Annotated in this window: 20 protein-coding genes and 1 pseudogene; 3 read left to right on the forward strand and 18 right to left on the reverse strand. The window is 45.3% G+C overall.

All coding sequences use genetic code 11. From position 1 onward, the window contains the following. Window positions 1-482 (forward strand): annotated as a pseudogene (locus tag JCM15548_RS24175) (hypothetical protein). A 107-nt stretch (window positions 483-589) separates the two neighbouring features. On the opposite strand, the gene trpA reads toward JCM15548_RS24175, so the two are convergent. From trpA to JCM15548_RS25665, 11 genes are all read right to left on the reverse strand, one after another. Beyond that, window positions 590-1,360: a tryptophan synthase subunit alpha gene (gene trpA / locus JCM15548_RS13775; RefSeq protein ID WP_062126524.1), complete on the reverse strand. Its 771-nt coding sequence runs from the start codon at window positions 1,358-1,360 to the stop codon at window positions 590-592. Next, window positions 1,360-2,544 (reverse strand): tryptophan synthase subunit beta, encoded by a 1,185-nt coding sequence (gene trpB / locus JCM15548_RS13780; RefSeq protein ID WP_062126527.1) that lies wholly within the window; start codon window positions 2,542-2,544, stop codon window positions 1,360-1,362. The genes trpA and trpB overlap by 1 nt, the downstream gene beginning before the upstream one ends. A 34-nt stretch (window positions 2,545-2,578) precedes the next feature. After that, window positions 2,579-3,208 (reverse strand): phosphoribosylanthranilate isomerase, encoded by a 630-nt coding sequence (locus JCM15548_RS13785; RefSeq protein ID WP_062126530.1) that lies wholly within the window; start codon window positions 3,206-3,208, stop codon window positions 2,579-2,581. A gap of 2 nt (window positions 3,209-3,210) precedes the next feature. Continuing rightward, window positions 3,211-4,011 carry an indole-3-glycerol phosphate synthase TrpC gene (gene trpC / locus JCM15548_RS13790; protein ID WP_062126533.1) on the reverse strand — a complete coding sequence of 267 codons (801 nt, stop codon included), beginning with the start codon at window positions 4,009-4,011 and terminating at the stop codon, window positions 3,211-3,213. Between the two features lie 33 nt (window positions 4,012-4,044). Continuing rightward, entirely contained in the window at window positions 4,045-5,043 is a 999-nt protein-coding gene (gene trpD, locus JCM15548_RS13795) for an anthranilate phosphoribosyltransferase (RefSeq protein ID WP_062126536.1), read from the reverse strand. Window positions 5,044-5,084: 41 nt separating this feature from the next. After that, on the reverse strand, window positions 5,085-5,654 hold the full coding sequence (locus JCM15548_RS13800) for an anthranilate synthase component II (protein ID WP_062126540.1): 570 nt from the start codon (window positions 5,652-5,654) through the stop codon (window positions 5,085-5,087). 87 nt (window positions 5,655-5,741) lie between these two features. Then, window positions 5,742-6,260, reverse strand: coding sequence for a chorismate-binding protein (locus JCM15548_RS25655; RefSeq protein WP_262487067.1), 519 nt, complete (start codon window positions 6,258-6,260; stop codon window positions 5,742-5,744). A gap of 29 nt (window positions 6,261-6,289) precedes the next feature. After that, complete coding sequence (locus JCM15548_RS25660) at window positions 6,290-7,156, reverse strand: chorismate-binding protein (protein WP_262487068.1); 867 nt, start codon at window positions 7,154-7,156, stop codon at window positions 6,290-6,292. 562 nt (window positions 7,157-7,718) lie between these two features. After that, window positions 7,719-8,561 (reverse strand): carboxylating nicotinate-nucleotide diphosphorylase, encoded by an 843-nt coding sequence (gene nadC / locus JCM15548_RS13810; protein ID WP_062126543.1) that lies wholly within the window; start codon window positions 8,559-8,561, stop codon window positions 7,719-7,721. Next, entirely contained in the window at window positions 8,554-8,793 is a 240-nt protein-coding gene (locus JCM15548_RS13815; RefSeq protein WP_062126546.1) for a DUF4783 domain-containing protein, read from the reverse strand. The genes nadC and JCM15548_RS13815 overlap by 8 nt, the downstream gene beginning before the upstream one ends. Window positions 8,794-8,825: 32 nt before the next feature. Next, window positions 8,826-8,960, reverse strand: a complete 135-nt coding sequence (locus JCM15548_RS25665) for a hypothetical protein (protein ID WP_262487069.1) — start codon at window positions 8,958-8,960, stop codon at window positions 8,826-8,828. A 178-nt stretch (window positions 8,961-9,138) separates the two neighbouring features. Here JCM15548_RS25665 and JCM15548_RS13820 point away from each other — a divergent pair, with 178 nt between their 5' ends. Continuing rightward, window positions 9,139-9,585, forward strand: a complete 447-nt coding sequence (locus JCM15548_RS13820) for a 23S rRNA (pseudouridine(1915)-N(3))-methyltransferase RlmH (protein WP_227625820.1) — start codon at window positions 9,139-9,141, stop codon at window positions 9,583-9,585. Window positions 9,586-9,739: 154 nt separating this feature from the next. After that, window positions 9,740-13,453, forward strand: a complete 3,714-nt coding sequence (locus JCM15548_RS13825; protein ID WP_062126549.1) for a sensor histidine kinase — start codon at window positions 9,740-9,742, stop codon at window positions 13,451-13,453. On the opposite strand, the gene JCM15548_RS13830 is transcribed toward JCM15548_RS13825, so the two are convergent. The 7 genes from JCM15548_RS13830 to JCM15548_RS24185 form a co-directional block, all read right to left on the reverse strand. Next, the gene (locus JCM15548_RS13830; protein ID WP_062126552.1) at window positions 13,405-13,821 is read right to left on the reverse strand and encodes an RDD family protein; all 417 of its coding nucleotides are present in this window, start codon (window positions 13,819-13,821) and stop codon (window positions 13,405-13,407) included. The genes JCM15548_RS13825 and JCM15548_RS13830 overlap by 49 nt on opposite strands. 27 nt (window positions 13,822-13,848) lie before the next feature. Continuing rightward, window positions 13,849-14,424: a response regulator transcription factor gene (locus tag JCM15548_RS13835; protein WP_062126554.1), complete on the reverse strand. Its 576-nt coding sequence runs from the start codon at window positions 14,422-14,424 to the stop codon at window positions 13,849-13,851. A 10-nt stretch (window positions 14,425-14,434) separates the two neighbouring features. Beyond that, window positions 14,435-15,172: a hemerythrin domain-containing protein gene (locus tag JCM15548_RS13840; protein ID WP_062126556.1), complete on the reverse strand. Its 738-nt coding sequence runs from the start codon at window positions 15,170-15,172 to the stop codon at window positions 14,435-14,437. 52 nt (window positions 15,173-15,224) lie between these two features. Further along, window positions 15,225-16,313 (reverse strand): ribosome biogenesis GTPase Der, encoded by a 1,089-nt coding sequence (der, locus tag JCM15548_RS13845; RefSeq protein ID WP_227625821.1) that lies wholly within the window; start codon window positions 16,311-16,313, stop codon window positions 15,225-15,227. Next, on the reverse strand, window positions 16,310-16,540 hold the full coding sequence (locus JCM15548_RS24180; RefSeq protein ID WP_227625822.1) for a GTPase: 231 nt from the start codon (window positions 16,538-16,540) through the stop codon (window positions 16,310-16,312). Before JCM15548_RS24180 ends, der begins: the two co-directional genes overlap by 4 nt. Before the next feature lie 71 nt (window positions 16,541-16,611). Next, the gene (gene era, locus JCM15548_RS13850) at window positions 16,612-17,493 is read right to left on the reverse strand and encodes a GTPase Era (protein ID WP_062126558.1); all 882 of its coding nucleotides are present in this window, start codon (window positions 17,491-17,493) and stop codon (window positions 16,612-16,614) included. Window positions 17,494-17,772: 279 nt separating this feature from the next. Further along, window positions 17,773-18,048 (reverse strand): hypothetical protein (locus JCM15548_RS24185; protein WP_227625823.1); only part of this gene is annotated, 276 nt, incomplete at its 5' end.

The following is an 18,048-nucleotide window of genomic DNA, read 5'->3' on the forward strand; positions in this document are numbered from 1 at the left end:
TTGCCGGCCATTTTGAAAGGCTTAATGGAGAAGATGGAAGAAGGCCCTTTAACCGGCTCTTATGCACGTGATATCCGGGTATGTGTGTATGATGGCAAGATGCACCCGGTTGATTCCAATGAAATTTCGTTTAAGTTGGCCGGACGAAATGCCTTCCGGACTGCGTTTAAAGAGGCCGGGCCCAAAATTCTGGAGCCGGTTTATGAGGTGGAAGTGCGCGTGCCTGGTGATCGCATGGGGGACGTTATGAGTGATTTGCAGGGACGCCGGGCCATTATTGAGGGTATGAGCAGTGAAAAGGGTTTTGAGGTTATCAAGCCAAAGTGCCGCTTAAGGAAATGAATAAGTACTCGACTTCTTTAAGTTCCATTACCGGTGGTCGTGCTTCTTACACCATGAAATATGCCAGCTACGAAAAAGTGCCGCCTGAAGTACAGGAGCAGTTACTGGCAGCCTATGAGTCTGAGCAGAATGAAGATTAGTATTTGTTTGAGGTTTGTTAAATATCAAGTAAAACGGCTGCCTTTAATGGGCAGCCGTTTTTGTCAATAAGCTTTATGCTACATCATCGGTCTGGATTATTCAATTATCAGCCCTTGATGGAAGCGACAAAGTTTTTAATGTCGACCGTGAGATCCTTGCTTTCTTCCAGCATTTTGATGAAGGCGCTTCCAATAATGGCCCCATTGGCGTATTGACAAACCTGCCGGTAACTGCTGCGGTCGCTGATGCCAAAACCCACCATTTTGGGTGAGTTGAGTTTCATGGCATTGATTCGGTTGAAGTAATCCAGCTGGAACTGATTCAGGCCGGTGGTAGCGCCTGTTACTGCCGCCGAGGAAACCATGTATAAAAACCCTTTGGCATTTTGATCCAGCATTTGGACACGCTCGGAAGGTGTTTGCGGAGTTATCAAAAAGGTGTTGCTGATGTTGCGGGCTTCAAAGAGGTCGCGGTATTTTTCATGGTAGAGTTCATAGGGTAAATCCGGAAGGATGAGTCCATCCACCCCCACTTCTGCGCATTGGTCGATGAAGCGCTCCATGCCAAATTTTAATACCGGATTGAGGTAGCCCATCAAAATGACCGGCATGGTAATGCTTTGTCGCATGTCGGCCAATTGCTGAAACAGGACCTGAAGGCTCATGCCGTTGGCCAATGCCTGTGTGCTGCTCTTCTGAATGACAGGGCCATCCGCCAGCGGGTCCGAAAAAGGCATGCCAATCTCTACAAAATCGACCCCTGCTTTTTGAAGGGCCTGGAGAATGGTATTGGTATCGTTCAATTGTGGAAAGCCTGCCGTGAAATAGATCGAAAGCAGATCTTTCTTTGTATCCAAAAGTGTTTTGAGTCGGTTCATTATTCAGTTAGTTTGAAATATTCCATATAGGCCTTCATGTCTTTGTCGCCACGTCCCGAAACGGTCACGACCACCTGGTCGCCTGGTTTAAAATTCATTTTGGGTAACACCGCCAGGGCATGCGCCGATTCCAGGGCGGGTATAATGCCTTCCAATCTGGTTAGTTCTAAGGCGGCTTGCAACGATTCTTCGTCGGTCACCGGCATATAGGTGGCCCTGCCACTGTCTTTTAAATGGGCGTGCAGGGGACCAATACCCGGATAGTCCAGTCCCGCTGAAATGGAATAGGGCTCCGTGATCTGCCCGTCTTCGTTTTGCATCAGGTAGGTCATGCTGCCATGAATGATCCCAATATCTCCGCAGGCCATAGAAGCAGCTGTCTCTCCCGAGTCAACCCCCAGTCCGGCCGCCTCCGTGCCAATCAGCCGGACGGACGCATCTTCCAAAAAGTGGTAGAAACTGCCTGCTGCGTTGGAGCCGCCACCTACACAGGCAATGACATAGTCGGGCAGTTCTGTCCCGACTTTCTGCTTAAGCTGCTGCTTGATTTCCAGACTGATAATGGCCTGTAAGCGCGCCACCATATCGGGGTAGGGATGTGGACCCACCACTGAGCCTATCAGGTAAAAGGTGTCGGTAGGATTGGCAATCCAGTCGCGCAGGGCTTCGTTGGTCGCATCCTTGAGGGTACGGTTGCCCGATAGGGCCGGACGTACTTCTGCCCCCAGCATGCGCATGCGTGCCACATTGGGCGCCTGGCGTTCCATGTCGGTCTGCCCCATGTATACGATGCACTGCAGGCCCATGAGGGCGCATACGGTGGCCGTGGCCACACCATGCTGTCCGGCCCCGGTTTCAGCAATGATCCGCTGCCGGCCCATCTTTTTGGCCAGCAGTATCTGTCCAATGGTATTGTTAAGTTTGTGGCTGCCGGTATGGTTGAGGTCCTCACGCTTGAGCCAGATGTTGGTGTTGTACTTGTCCGACAAGCGCTGAGCCTTAAACAAGGGCGAAGGACGCCCGGCATAGTCGTTCAACAGCAGGTGATACTCTTTCTGAAAGGTTTCGGATTCAAGTATCTCCAGATAATTCTTTTTAAGTTCCTCTATGTTGGGGATGAGCATTTCCGGAATGTAGGCCCCGCCATATTGACCGTAAAATCCTTTTTCGTTGGGATGAAACATGGGTGTGATATATTTGGTTTATTTTATATTTAGTTTATTTGGGAAGCTCTAATTGTTCTATAAACGTTTGAATGGCCCCGATGTTCTTAAGTCCGGGTTCCCGTTCAAAGCGGCTGTTGATATCGATGCCCATGGGCTGAATGGTTGATAGGTTTTTAAGGGTTTTCGCGTCATCCGGACCAATGCCCCCGCTTAAAAAATAGGGGCAGGTGCCTTGGTAAGCCTCCAACAGTTGCCAACTGAATTTCTGACCGGTTCCGCCATGTGCCGAGGAGGGGGTGTCAAACAGAAAAAAATCGCAGGCACCTTCATATGGGGAAGTGGCCGCCATATCGTTTTCATTTTTCAGGTGAAAAGCTTTGAGCACGATATAGCCCAAGTCTTTGAGGTCCTGGCACAAGGTCGGCGACTCCTGTCCGTGCAGCTGAATGGCATCGAGTTGATACAAATCGGCCATGGCTAGAATTTCTTCTTGGGTGGCATTGACAAATACGCCGGTCTTTTTAATGGGCTTTGGAATATCTGAAACAACAGCCGGGGGTAATAGGCCATGCACGTAACGGGGCGATTTTTTATAGAAAATGAATCCCATAAAGTCCGGCTTCAACGGACTTAGCAGAGCTATATTGGCTGCATATTTCATGCCGCAAACTTTTATCAGCATATTTACAGGGTTGATGTTTTTTCTTTGATTTTTTCACAGAAGGTCTGACAGGCGGCTGCCGGATTTTTTTCCTTCATAAAGTACTCGCCCATCAAAAATCCCTTAAAACCAGCGCTTCGCAAGTGGAAATAGGCTTCGGCCGAGCCGATGCCGCTTTCGGCAATGGGAACCATATCGCCTGGTAATTGGGCGGCCAGGCGAATGGATTGCTCCAGATCCACTTCAAAAGTTTTGAGGTTACGGTTGTTGATGCCCACTAACTGTATGTAGCTGTTGAGCAGTTCGAGTTCTGCTTCGTCGTGAATTTCAAAGAGCACTTCCATCTCCAGTGAATTGGCCAGAGAGGCCAATTCTAAAGCCTGCTGGCGGTTAAGGATGGCGCCAATCAGCAAAATGGCACTGGCGCCAATGGCTTTGGCTTCGTAAACCTGGTAGGGGTCAATGATGAATTCCTTGCGAATAATGGGCAACTGACACAGGTCGCGCCCCCTGGTTAAGTCGTTGTTGTGGCCCCCGAAAAAGTCGGTGTCGGTGAGTATGGAAATGCCTGAAACACCGGCTTTGGCATAGCCCGGAATGATGTCGTCAACAGTGGCGCCGGCATGGATAGCGCCTTTGGAGGGCGACTGGCGCTTAAACTCGGCAATAATACCGTTGCTCCCTGCACTTAAAATGCTTTCGCGGAAGGAGGGCACTTTATCGTGGTAGTGCCTGTAGTATTGCAGTTGCTTCAAAGAAACCTTTTCTTTGGCGGCCTCCACCTCTTCTTTTTTTCGGGCCACGATTTTTTCCAGTATGTTCATGGTTGGTTTTGCTTAATTATTGAATGCTGGTTTTTAGTTCTGAGTGGCCAAAAGGGTCTTTAAGGTTTCTTTGGCCTTGCCCGATTCAAGTGATTCGCGGGCCATGGACAGGCAGTCTTCCAGACTGTTTTGGGGTTGATTGCTCTGAATGGCAAAGGCGGCATTGGCAATCACGGCATTTTTTTGCGATGCGGTGCCGCGCCCTTCAATAATATCGGAGAATATTTTGGCCGCTTCCTCTACCTCGTGTCCCCCGGCAATGGACTCCGGTGTGTTGGCGGGTAGTCCCAACTCTTTGGCGGTCATGAGCTTTTCACCACTCTGGGTGATGACCTTAAAGGGGGCCGTCAGTGAAATCTCATCGTAGCCATCGGTACTGTGAATGATGGCAAAGTGTTTATTGTCTTGTTGAAAAAGGTATTGGTAGATACGTGCCAGCTCCAGGTCAAATACGCCCACCAGCTGACTGGTCGGATTGGACGGGTTAACCAGAGGTCCCAGCATATTAAAAAAGGTCTTGATGCCCAATTCCCGTCGAATGGGAGCGACCGCCTTCATAGCCGGGTGAAACAGGGGGGCGTGTAAAAAACAAATGCCCGCCTTGTCGAGTTGCTTTCGCAACAGATCGTTGTTGGTGGTGAATTGATAGCCCAGTGATTCCAGCATGTTGGAGGAGCCGCATCCCGAGCTGACGCCATAGTTACCGTGCTTGGCCACTTTAATGCCGGCACCGGCCACAATAAAGGAGGCCAAAGTGGAAATGTTGAAAGTGTTTTTGCCGTCACCTCCGGTTCCGCATAAATCAACCGTGTTGTAACCCGATAGGTCCACCGGCTTTCTCAGTTCCCATAGTCCGTCCCGAAAGCCGGACAGTTCTTCAACGGTTACGGATCGCATCATAAAGACCGATAGAAATGCGACGACTTCTGATTTGGTGTAAACATCATTGGTGATGTTGACCAATATTTCGCGCGCCTGTTCGCGGGTCAGGGTTTGATAGTCGAACAGGGTTTTTAGTGTGGGTTGCAGCATATCTTTGTAGATTAATATTTTATAATGGATGGTTAGAATAATTATCCGTTTAACCAGTTTTGAATCATTTTTTTTCCATGCTCTGTTAATATGGATTCCGGGTGGAATTGTACCCCGCGCACGTCATATTCGGTGTGCCGGATGCCCATTATTTGTGCCTGCTCATCGTAGGCCGTTATTTTCAGACAAGCTGGCAGGTCTTTTTCATTCACCACCCAGGAATGGTAGCGTCCTGCCAAAAAGTTGTCGGGCAGCCCTTTGAAAAGAATTTCTGATTCATCCTTTACCATTACCGGGGTCGCCACGCCATGATAGACTTTGGAGAGGTTTAGAATGGAGCCGCCAAACACTTCAGCGATGGCTTGACAGCCCAAGCAAACACCCAGAATGCTGTGTGTGGGGGCCAGTTTTTCAATGAGTGACTTTAAAATGCCTGCTTCACTGGGGATGCCCGGACCGGGTGAAAGAACTATTTTATCGTAGGCAGCTGCCTGATCCACGGTTATCTGGTCGTTGCGGAAGACTTCTACTTGTATCTCTGTCAGTTCTTCCAGGTAATGTACCAGATTGTAGGTGAAGGAGTCGTAATTATCGAGGACTAATATTTTCATTTGAGAATAAATTATTTAAGTTTTAGGTCTGTTGTTCGAGTGGCTTACGCTATCCGTTTTTTTTCTATACAATTTGGATGGTGGGTTTTAAAAATCTTTGGCCAGCTCAATGGCCTTTTTTAGGGCGCCCAGTTTGTTGTTGACTTCATTCAATTCATTCTCGTCGACCGATTCAGAAACAACGCCTGCACCTGCCTGATAAAACAGGGTGTTGTTTTTACTCAGAAAAGTCCGTATAGCAATGGCCTGATTGAAGCTGCCATCCAGTCCGAGCTGTCCGATACAACCCCCATAGTACCCTCTTTGCTGGGGCTCATACTTGTTGATCAGTTCCATGGCCCTGTATTTGGGCGCACCTGAAAGGGTGCCTGCCGGGAAGGTGTCGCCCATGACCCGAGGCGTGGTCGATTCCGGTTTTAATTGGCCGTTGACCTCCGAAACCATGTGCAATACATGGCTGTAATACTGAATCTCCTTATAGGTTTTAACTTTGACCTGGGTGCAGTTGCGTCCTAAGTCGTTTCGGGCCAGATCAACCAACATCACGTGCTCTGCATTTTCTTTGGGATCTGCCGCCAATTCCTCCGCCAGTTTTAGGTCTTTCATATCATCCCCTGTTCTTTTGAAGGTGCCCGCTATGGGATTGATAGTGGCAACGCCTTATCGACGACTAGCTGACTCTCGGGTGAGGAGCCAAACAGGCGGTAATTCCCGTAGTCAAAGAAAAACAGGTAGGGAGAAGGGTTGACGTGTCGCAAGGCTCTGTAAACATTAAACTCATCCCCTTTAAAAGGTTGCGCAAACTGGCGGGAAAGAACTATTTGGAAAACATCTCCTCTAAAGCAGTGCTCTTTGCCTTTATTGACCATTTGCTTGTAATCTTCATTGCTCAGCGATGAGGTTTCTTCGCTGATGGGCGAGAATCTGAAAGAAGGAACCGTTCTGTTTTTAAGGATGTTGAGGAGGGTGTCTGCCTGACTGTTTTCGCCTTCCATCAGGTGTTCTACCAAATAGAGCTGGTTGGTGAAGTGGTTAAAGGCGATGACGGAGCGGTAGAGGTGGTAGCGGACATCGGGAATGGCGTGAGGTGCGTTGGGGTCGATATCCAGTTTCAAATCTTCAAAATACCTGACGGCATCATAGGTGGTATAACCATACAGTCCGGAAGCCGATACCGGACAGTCGCTTTTTTCGGTCTTTAGCCGGTCAATAAATTGTTGCATGAGATCTACCAGGGGCCGACTGGCGGGAAGTTGGGTGGTTTCCAGACTGTTGTCCGGAAAGCGACAGGTCACGGTTTCGTTTTCTACCAAAAAATCGGCCATCGGATCAAAACAGATGTAGGACAGGGAATTGGTACTTCCGTGGTAATCGGAGCTTTCCAGAAGAATGGTATTGGGGTACAAGTCGCGTAAGGTCAGATAGATGCTGACTGGTGTTACCACGTCTCCAATATGGGGTGGTATGCGCTGGCAATGTACTTGAATGGGATATGTTTTCATGGTTGTTATGGTTTATAATATAATGGTTGCTGTTTGGGGTAAAACAAAAAAGGCTTGTCGGGAGTCCGACAAGCCTTTCTTTTATTTTCTGCTTCGCAACAGAACAAAAGAGCATCGCTTCATCTCCCGTATGTAAGGACTGAAGTGTGCCACCACCAATTGTTGTTGCGAATGATTTGTACCATGTTTCTTCTCTAATTGTCTTGCAATTTTACGTAATGCAATTATAAATTCCAAGCGTTTTTTTAATATTTTTTTTAGGCTGTGTGTTTAAAATTCAGATATACAGCTGTTTGTTGCATTTTTAACGGGTGATAAAAATCAGGTTTTAAAAGGTGCTTCTATTTTCCTAATGCTATTTATAGTGTCAATAAGAAAACTGCTAAAATTTCCGTCTATGGTAAGAAGGCGCCAAAGACATGGCTTTCAAAGTTTTGAAACCAAGAATTTCGAACGAAGTGAGATTCCGATGCCAAAACTTATTTGTTTCGGAATAAAATTTTCGTAAATGACTGTTTCAAAAACGAGAGTAACGCAGTGTTTGGCGTTTTATTACCCTAGACTAAATGGCTTTCAGGCTTAGATCTAAACTCTTTATGTGATGCGTTAATGCGCCCACCGAAATGTAATCGACACCGGTTTCGGCGTAGTCGCGCAAGGTCTCAAGCGTAATGCCTCCCGACGATTCGGTTTCGAAGGCCCCATTAATGGTTTTTAAAGCTTCACGGGTCTCTTCGGGACTGAAATTGTCGAGCATGATTCGGTGAATACCCCCCACCCGCATCACTTCCCGGAGTTCATCCATGCTGCGCACTTCTACTTCAATTGGGAGGTTCTTCCCCAGCTTTTTAAGATAGGCCTGAACGGCCAATATGGCTTTTTCAATCCCTCCGGCAAAATCAATGTGGTTATCCTTTAACATAATCATGTCGTACAAGCCCATGCGGTGATTGACCCCTCCACCTATGCGTACGGCTTCTTTTTCAAGCATGCGCATCCCGGGTGTGGTCTTGCGGGTGTCCAGAATTTTAGTCGGTAAGCCCTTCAATCGGTCTGTATATTCCCTGGTGCGCGTGGCAATACCGCTCATTCGTTGCATTACATTCAAAACCAAGCGTTCTGTTTTGAGCAAAGTTCTGGTTGTACCTTCCACGGTAAAAGCGACATCACCGGGTTGTATGTCGGCCCCATCCTTTATCAACTGTTCTGTTTTAATACCCGGTTCAATTTCTCTGAATATGGCTATGGCGACTTCAACACCCGCCAATACGCCGGGTTCTTTGACCAGTAACTGAGCTTTTCCGGTGGCGTTTTCAGGAATGCAGGCCATGGATGAGTGGTCGCCGTCTCCTATGTCTTCTCTTAATGCGTTTTCAACAAATGTTTTGAGTAAGTCTCTATTCATCTTGCTTTTCAACTCTTAATTGATGGATGAGTGTTTCGTGACCATTGTTTTTGGTTAAAAACAAGAGTCGGTATTGGCCTTGGTTATAATTATACCGACCAATGGCAAAGGTAGCATTTTCTCTTTCGCCCTGGTGAATAATTTGAAAGGAGGTAGGCGGATGCTTGTCAAAAAAATCTTTGATCAGAAATTGGGCCTGTTCTCTGCTGAATACACCCGACTTGTCAGGCAATACCAATTCAATTTTGGCATTAAAATAGGCGGCTAAAGCATGGCATCTCCGTTGCGTGTCGCATTGCTTATCGCCTCAGGCAGCTTGCCTTCGTTTTGCGCCATGCCTGAGGTGAGCGACATGACCATGAATACACTGCTTAGCAAAATTAATTTAAAGGTCTTCATGACAATAAGGTTTAGTGTCGGTTGTAAAAGTTAAATATCATATGGTTAATTTGTTGAAAATGAACACTTGTGCATGGGTTGACTGGCTTCTTTGCTTATCAATCTACAAAAACTGCACCATTAATTTGGAACGGGTGGCTTAATTTCGTTTTTTGCAGACTTTAAACATTTATACGAGATGAAGACCTATTTGGTTATGATTGGCCGTACCGATAATGCCTGGCTGAATGCCGGAGTGGAGGAATATTATAAGCGTATTGCGCGCTATGCGCCATTTGAACCCATTGTCATTCAGGATATCAGGCGGGGAGCGTCTATGCCTGAGAAGGTTTTGAAAGATAAAGAGGGAGCGTTAATTTTAAAGCAATTATCCGGGGGTGATATTCTGGTTTTGCTAGATGAAAAGGGGCGTCAAATGAGCTCACGGGAATTTTCTGTTTTTGTCCAAAAACAGATGCTGGCAGGCATTCGGCGGTTGTTTTTTATTATTGGAGGCGCTTATGGATTTTCTGATGCCGTTTATCAACGGGCAGATTATCAAATCAGTCTATCCAAAATGACCTATTCCCACCAGATGGTCCGGTTGATTTTTGCGGAACAGCTTTACAGGCCCATTCTATTTTGAACAATGAGCCCTATCACCACGATTGATATTTTTAAACGGAGGGGCCAATTCGGTCCATGGATGATCAGGCGTGCTTATTTTCCGTTCGTATTTTAGCACAATTATTGCAAGGGGATGCCTTAAATTCGATATATTACACTTTTAATATGCTTTAATGGTTAAGTCGCTCAGATATTCGATTCTGCAATTGGTCCTTTTTATTCTTCTTCTGGGTTCTGGTTTTTTGGCGCGTCATGTTTCAATAAATCAGCCGGAACGAGGATTTTCAGTTTCAAATGTTGAAAAAGCCATACAAAGTGTACGCCAAAGCATGCAGGCCTATGTGGATGAGATGCCCGTGGCTTCTTTTATTTCTCATGAGCACTTGTGGCAAAGCCTGGACTCTTTAAAAGGGACGGATTTCGACTTGTTGGTTTTTCAGGGATATGAGCTGGTCGGCTGGAATAACCACCTGTTACCGATCAATGGGATTAATCCGCAGTATTTTAAACAAGCCCTGGTCCGACTCGAAAATGGGTGGTATTTGACGGCTTCCCGACAGGAAGGGGATATTTTACTGGTCGCCTTTAGTCCCCTCAAACAAGAATATTTGTATCAAAATAAATTTTTAAAGAATGGCTTTCCAGAGCCTTTTGATTTGGCCCCGGGGGTATTGATTAGCAGGGAGCCCTCTGATGAAAGTGTCGAGATCAATGATGCCGAAGGGAATTATTTATTCAGTTTTATATCGGCCAGCAGCCATTCACGGGTCAGCATGATGGCCCCATTGAGCAATTTGTTTTTGCTCTTGTCTTTGGTGGTCCTTTGGATTTGGTTGTACCATTTTCAGCAAACATTTTTTAGAAGCAGGTGGGGCAATCTTATCTGGTTGTTTTCATCCTTCATTTTTGCCCTCTTTTTTTATGGTTTAATTTGGGAAGCAGGCATTAGTGGAATGGGAGATTGTGAACTTTTTTCTCCCATGCATTTTGCCATGTCCGACTTTCTGCCTTCTATCGGACATTTTTTATTGTTCTCGTTTTTTTTATTTACGATTCTGTTCTGGTTCTTTAAGTTTTTCCGACTTCCGCCCGTCTTTAATCATGTGGGGTCATCGAAGGTCAGGCATTCTGTGGCTTTGGGTTTTTTTCTGTTGATTACTACCTGGTATTTGATATTTATCAATCACCTCTTTTATTTGCTGGCAGAGCATTCCTCGGGTGGTTTGGTCCTCATAAGGGTCATTGATTTAGATATCGTGATTGTGGCCAGATATTTTTTGGTCGGCTTCTTGTTGCTGTCTTTTCTGTTTTTGATGGAGCGGGTCTGCCTGATGTTTTTGGTCCATTTTAAGCGTTGGAAGATTTTTGCTTGGATGGTTTTGGTGGCCTTTCTAAATGGACTGTTGTTTGGAGGCGTTGGTATCGGAGACAGCGATTGGGCTTTTCTCTTTTTTCTCGCCATGGGCGGGCTGCTCGTTTTTTCGGGACGTAATCTGGAACATGGCTTGTCTTACACCACTTTTTTATGGGTGGCAGCCTTTTTCGCCCTATATGTGGGCATGGTCATGATGGACATGACCATAAAGAAGGAGGAGTCCAACCGGGAGTTGCTTATTGAGAATTTGTCGTTTCAATTGATGCGTGATGAGGATCCTATGGCTGAAATTTATTTGGCGGAGATAGAAAAGCAGTTGTCCAACGATGTCACGCTCATGCGCTTGCTGGCCCAACCGGAAATCGATGCCGATATTGTTCGCAATCATCTGGTTAAGTTTTATTTTTATGGATATTGGGGACGATTTGATTTGCAGATTATTCCTTGTTGGCCTCAGGGTGATTTATACATTGAAGATACCCAGGATGTAAGGAATTGCTACAGCTATTTTTTTGAGATGCTGGATACCTATGGTTATGCCATTTCGGGAAGTGATCATTTTCACTATCTGGACAATCAAAATGGACGGGTGTCGTATTTTGGGATTTTTCGTTTCTTCCCCAACGACCCGAAAAGGGAAACATCACTTTTTATAGAGTTGAATTCCAAACCTTTCTTCGAAGGTTTGGGGTATCCGGAATTGCTGGTTAGTGACCGGGACAGGGCTCGTATGCGCCTTTTGGAGGGTTACTCTCATGCCAAGTATTTGAATGGCCGACTGGTCAAACGATCCGGTGATTACCATTATAAAAATGAATCCCACTTTTATCAACCGGTACTGAACAGCAAAGTTTTTTTTAAGGAAGGGCAGTACGCGCATTTGGTGTATCAGCCTGAGCCAAACGTTACCATTGTCTTAAGCAAGCAGGATTATGAGGTCTCCGATATTTTAATGACCTTCTCCCTCCTTTTTATCTTCTTTTTTCTTTTTGGCGCCCTTCTGATTTTGTGGATGAAATGGCGTTCTGCCGGATTCTCCTTTAATGTGTCCATTCAAAAGCGCATTCAGGTGGTGTTTGTGCTCTTATTATTGGTGCTGCTAATTATTGTCGCCATCGGAACCGTTTATTACACGGTTCAGCAATTTGAAAAAAAGCATCTTGAATTGCTGGAAAATAAAGCGCAGTCCATAATGCTGGAATTGGAATATAAAATTGGACTGGACGGACCGGTGACTTCCAGTCCGGACGATTATCTTAACTATCAGCTCCAGATGATTTCCAATGTGTTTTATTCTGACATTAATCTTTATGGCGTGGATGGGATGTTATTGGGATCCTCACGACCAGAGTTGTTCAGGAATGGTTTAGCCGGTTATCAGATGAATCCGCGTGCTTATTATAATCTGGCCTATACCGATGCTGTCAGGTATCTGGATGAAGAGCGGATAGGAGAGTTGGATTACATCTCTTTTTATGTGCCGCTCCTGGATGGGGATAACCGACTCTCAGGCTTTGTTAATCTACCCTATTTTGTCGGGAATAATGAATTGCGTGATGAGATCTCCTCGGTGATTGTTACCGTGGTTAATTTTTATCTGATTTTCACCTTCCTGGTCATTAGTATAGCGGTATTTCTTTCCCGGCAAATTACCCGTCCTTTGCTTTTGTTACAAAGCAAGATTTCTCAGATTAAATTAGATCGGTTTAATGATAAAATTGATTATAAAGGGGAAGATGAGATTGGTGGATTGGTGGCTGAATACAACAGAATGGTGGATGAACTCGCTGTCAGTGCCGGGAAGTTGGCCAAGACGGAACGTGAATTGGCCTGGCGTGAAATGGCGAAACAAATAGCCCATGAGATTAAGAACCCCTTGACCCCCATGAAGCTAAACATCCAGTTTCTGCAGCGTGCATGGAACGATAAGGTAGAGGATTTTGATGGTTATATGAATCGTGTGACAGGCACTTTGATCGAGCAAATTAATAGCCTTTCAAGCATCGCCTCTGAGTTCAGCAAGTTTGCGCAAATGCCCACTGCTAAATCGGAAGCGGTGAATATTATTGATAAAATAGAGACCAGTCGCACCCTGTTTGGTGATTCAGGAAATGTTCCCATTCATCTCATTAATCATGCCGGGGAGCATGTCATGGTCAGGGCAGATGGAGAGCAACTACTGGGCGTGTTTAATAATCTGATTAAGAATGCCATTCAATCCATCCCGGCAGTCCGGGATGGCCTCGTTGAAATTGACGTCCGACGGATGGATGATAAAGTGGTGGTAGGAATTAAAGACAATGGAAAGGGTGTTCCTGATGCTATTCGGGACAACTTGTTTGTTCCCAGCTTTACCACAAAGACGGGCGGAATGGGGCTTGGGCTGGCCATATCGAGGCGGGTCATTGAAAATGCCGGTGGTCGTATCTGGTTTGAAACGGAGGAGGGACTTGGATCTGTGTTTTATGTGGAGCTTCCGTCCATCCCTTCAGAGTCATCGTCCTTAACATGACGCACCACCGTGGTTTCTGCCCATTTATCGGCCAGTCGATAGCCCTTGGTCAGGAAATACCAGATGTCAATAATGTTTAGGATGGGAATCATCATCACCAACCCTCTGATGATGGACTTTTCGGGATACCGGGTCAGGGAGGTTTTTTGTGGCAGAGCAATGACTTTTATCTGCATGAGATGTTTGCCAAAACTTTGTCCGTACAAAAAAGGCATCGAGTCTCGGGTCAAGTGGTAAATAATGCCTATCATCCAGCCAACACGCGGAAAAAAGCAGAGCCCGATTACAATAATGATATCAATGAACGCGGCGATAATACGTTCGGTGAACGGGGCAGTAGCTGATTCCGTAAGTCTGGTAGTGGACATAAAATGATTTTGGTTTATTCCTGACTGCTAAGATATGTCTTCCATATTAATTATCCCATTTAGAATGGCATAAACTGTGAGGCCGGAAACACTCTTTATATCCAGTTTTCGGGTAATGTTTTTTCGGTGAGAAATAACTGTATGGGCGCTGATAAACAGAACAGCAGCAATTTCTTTGTTGGTTTGACCCAGTGCAACATGTTTGAGAATAAGTTTTTCACGAGGCGTTAATTCTTCCGATTCTTCCATGTTTTTGGTCTCGCTGATCGCCTTGATCGTATTCGATATTTTATCGGTCAGGCTGACTTTTGAGTCATAGATCGACAGTTGATTATCGGGTGCACCCGGTGGAAGTAAGGTGTTGATGATGTGGAGCACATGGCAGGTGTCAGGTAGTTGCCGGCTTAATGCTTCCTCATTCGATGAAGCGGCAATGCTTGAATTGATGATGAGTAAATCGGGTTCAAAATGATGGATCACCTCCTCAATCCCCAGGTGAGAGCCCAGGATTTCAATTTCCCCTACCTCCGGGAATTGCCTTAATATATGTGTCAATCCTTTCCTGAGAAGATAGGATTGCTCCGCTACTAAGATTCTAACCATGAGGTACTGCTTATTGGTTGAATGATTTGGTTTTAAGCTCCTTCTCCATTTGCCTGGCCTTCGGAATCAACACGTTTTCTTCCAGCAGGGTATGGTCTTTTAAATCATTGCCCAATCGGTTGATTTCTAAAAGCAAGTTGGTGAAATGACAATTGTTGGAAGGGGGCGGTAAATGCTTCAGGAGAATGCTTTGTAAATCAAAAATCTTCTCCTCTAAATCACTGTGATGATCCAGATATTTATCAATGGAATATTTTTGGTAACGCAGGTTAAACGCTTTTTGGTCCATTTGCCCCGAAAGGGTTTTTGAAAGCGCTAAAATGTAGGGAAAGGTTGTGTTTTCTTCGTCCTCAATGTGGGCCGTGAATTCCCGCATGTATTCCCTGAAAAAATTAACCATCAGGTGGGCCGACTGGTCTGACAGACCAGGCAGCTGCTCCAAATCCTCAATCTCCTTCTCAATTCGGGGAATTTGGTAGTGCAAATAACATTGGTGCGTATGGTGCAAATAGTTGACCAGCCATTCTGCCTTGCCTTGCATCAATTGCTCCTGCGGAAAATTCTCACGCTCATTGAACCATTGGACCAATTGTAAAAAGAATTCTACATGGATGTTGTTGTCTTCGCAAATGGTTTGAACCGATTTGTCTTTGAAGCCAAAAGGGATTTGGAGACGCTGAATAACAGCTAAAACCTCAAAATTGAGGTGCACCAAATCGGCCATTTTCATATGGGCATGTATCCTCATAATTATCCTTATTTAGAATTAGTAAAAATAAGAAAAAATAGTGATAGTCTGGCTATTTTTTGCGCATGAAAATATTGATGGGTACCCCGGTCAAATCCCATTTGGCTCTGATTTTATTCTCTAAAAAGCGCTTGTAGGGCTCTTTAACATACTGCGGTAAGTTGCAAAAGAAGGCAATCGAAGGGGGATTGGAGGGCAATTGGGTAACAAATTTTATTTTAATGTATTTCCCTTTGGTGGCCGGCGGCGGAATACTGGCAATGAGGGGCAGCATAAATTCGTTCAGTTGAGAAGTTGAAATGCGTCGTGTCCGGTTTTCGTTGACGCGCACGGCTTCCTCGAGCGCTTTGAAAAGACGTTGCTTGGTTAAGGCCGAAGTAAAGATGATGGGATAGTCCACGTAGGGCGCTGTCTTTTCTCTAATGTCTGCTTCAAAGGCTTTGGTGGTATTGTTATCTTTCTCCACCAAATCCCATTTGTTGACAACGACGACGATCCCTTTTCGGTTGCGCTCTATGAGGCCGAAGATCTTCTGATCCTGTCCTTCAAAACCACGCACGGCATCAATCATGAGGATGCAAACATCCGAATTTTCAATGGCACGGACGGCGCGCATCACCGAATAGAACTCCAGATTCTCGTGTACTTTGGTCTTTTTTCTGATACCGGCGGTATCCACCAGCAAAAAGTCGTGTCCAAACTTATTGAATCGTGTATATATACTGTCGCGCGTCGTACCCGATACAGGTGTTACGATATTACGGTCCTCGCCCGTTAAGGCATTTACCAAAGATGATTTACCTGCGTTGGGCCGTCCCACAATGGCGATACGTGGCAATTGCAGTTCTTCCTCTTCCAGAGATATGGTCGTTTTTTCAGGTAGCATCCCGACCAATGCATCCAGCAAGTCACCGGTTCCGGAGCCGTTGATGGAGGAGATGCTGAAAAGATCGCCCAGTCCCAGAGAGTAAAAATAGGCCGATTCCGGCTCCCGGTCGTTGGTGTCCACTTTGTTGACCACCACAATGGCTTTTTTTCGGGATCTTCTGATGACTTCGGCCACCATTTCGTCATAGTCGGTTACTCCGGTGGTGACATCTACCACAAACAATAGAATGTCGGCCTCTTCAATGGCAATCATGACTTGCTCCCTGATGGCCTCTTCAAAAATATCTTCTGAATTGATGGCATAGCTCCGGTATCAATGACCGAAAAGTCGATGCCATTCCAGTGTGCTTTTCCATATAAGCGGTCGCGGGTTACCCCGCTCATCTCATCCACAATAGCGTGGCGCTGACCCGTAAGACGATTAAACAGTGTAGATTTTCCAACATTCGGACGTCCTACGATTGCGACTATATTTCCCATTTTGTTCTTGAATTTCTAATTGAAAGTTTGTTGTTGCTTCAAATACGTTTTGGCACTTCCTGGTGCGTTTGTTATTGATCGTATCCGAAGTTCTTTAAAAAGTTGTCCTGGTTCCGCCAATCCTTGGAGACTTTTACAAACAGCTGTAAAAATACTTTTTTGGCCAGAAAGGTCTCGATGTCCCGTCTGGCTTCAGTTCCCAATTTCTTAAGCGCTTTGCCCTGATGGCCGATGATAATGCCCTTTTGTGAATCCCGGGCCACATGAATAATGGCATGTATATCAACCCGGCTACCCTTGTCTTTGAATTCCTCCACGACGACTTCAACGGAATAGGGGATTTCTTTCTGGTAGTAGCGAAGTATTTTTTCCCGAATTATTTCGGAGACGAAAAATCGCTCTGTTTTGTCCGTCAGGGCTTCCTTGTCGAAAAACGGGGGTGATTCGGGGATGAGCTCAATGATTCTTTGGTTTAAACGGTCCACATTAAATTTGCGCAGGGCCGAAATAGGGAAAATTTCCGCTGCAGGTAATAATCCCTGCCAGGTGGCTACCAGTTTTTCCAACTGCACCTGTTCGGTCAAATCTACTTTGTTAATGGCGACCAAGACTGGCACCTTCGCGTTTTTGACCTCATTAATAAAAGATTCATTTTTTATGGAGGTCTCCACCGTGTCTGTCAGGTATAATATAACATCGGCATCCACCAATGCCGATTTGCTGTACTTCAACATAGACTCCTGAAGCTTGTAGTTGGGCTCCAATACGCCTGGCGTGTCAGAAAAAACGATCTGGTATGCTTCTTTATTGACGATGCCCAGTATTTTATGGCGGGTCGTTTGTGCTTTGGCGGTAATAATGGACAAGCGTTCACCTACCAATAAATTCATCAAGGTAGATTTACCCACATTGGGGTTGCCTACGATACTAACAAAGCCGGATTTATGATTCATGAAATGCTGTTTTCAATTAAATGGATGATTGGGCAGGCTTCAAATTGAAGCAAATGCGGCACAAAGGTACTATAAATGATGATAAATTGGGAACTTTTGGCATAAAGTTGAGTGGTGTTTTACGGTTTATTGGCTATGATAATCAGTCGGTTTACATTTTTTAATACAATGGATTGCAGAAAATGCTTGGAGATGGAAAAAAATAGCACTTATTTTGCACCCGCTTTACGAACGAGGAAAGCGTGATTAATAAAGAATGTCCAAGGATGTTCGGGTTATTCAAAACAAGGCAAAAATCGCCAGGAAATTTTTTTGAAAAATTGGCGAATTGATTTGGAGGTTTGGAAAGCAGTATATATCTTTGCAAACTCTTACGCCAAAAATGTTTTGAGCAACGAGAGAATAAATGGTGTTAAAGCCGTTTACAATCCAGAATACAGAAAGAAAAAGTTCTTTGAAAATATTGATGCAATACCAAAAAATAAAGGTAGAATTAAAATTTAGGCAACATCCCTGAGAAATTGGATTTAAAGAGCCACAGGAAATTTGGTCTGA

Source organism: Geofilum rubicundum JCM 15548 (assembly GCF_000974365.1).
Classification (GTDB): domain Bacteria; phylum Bacteroidota; class Bacteroidia; order Bacteroidales; family Marinilabiliaceae; genus Geofilum; species Geofilum rubicundum.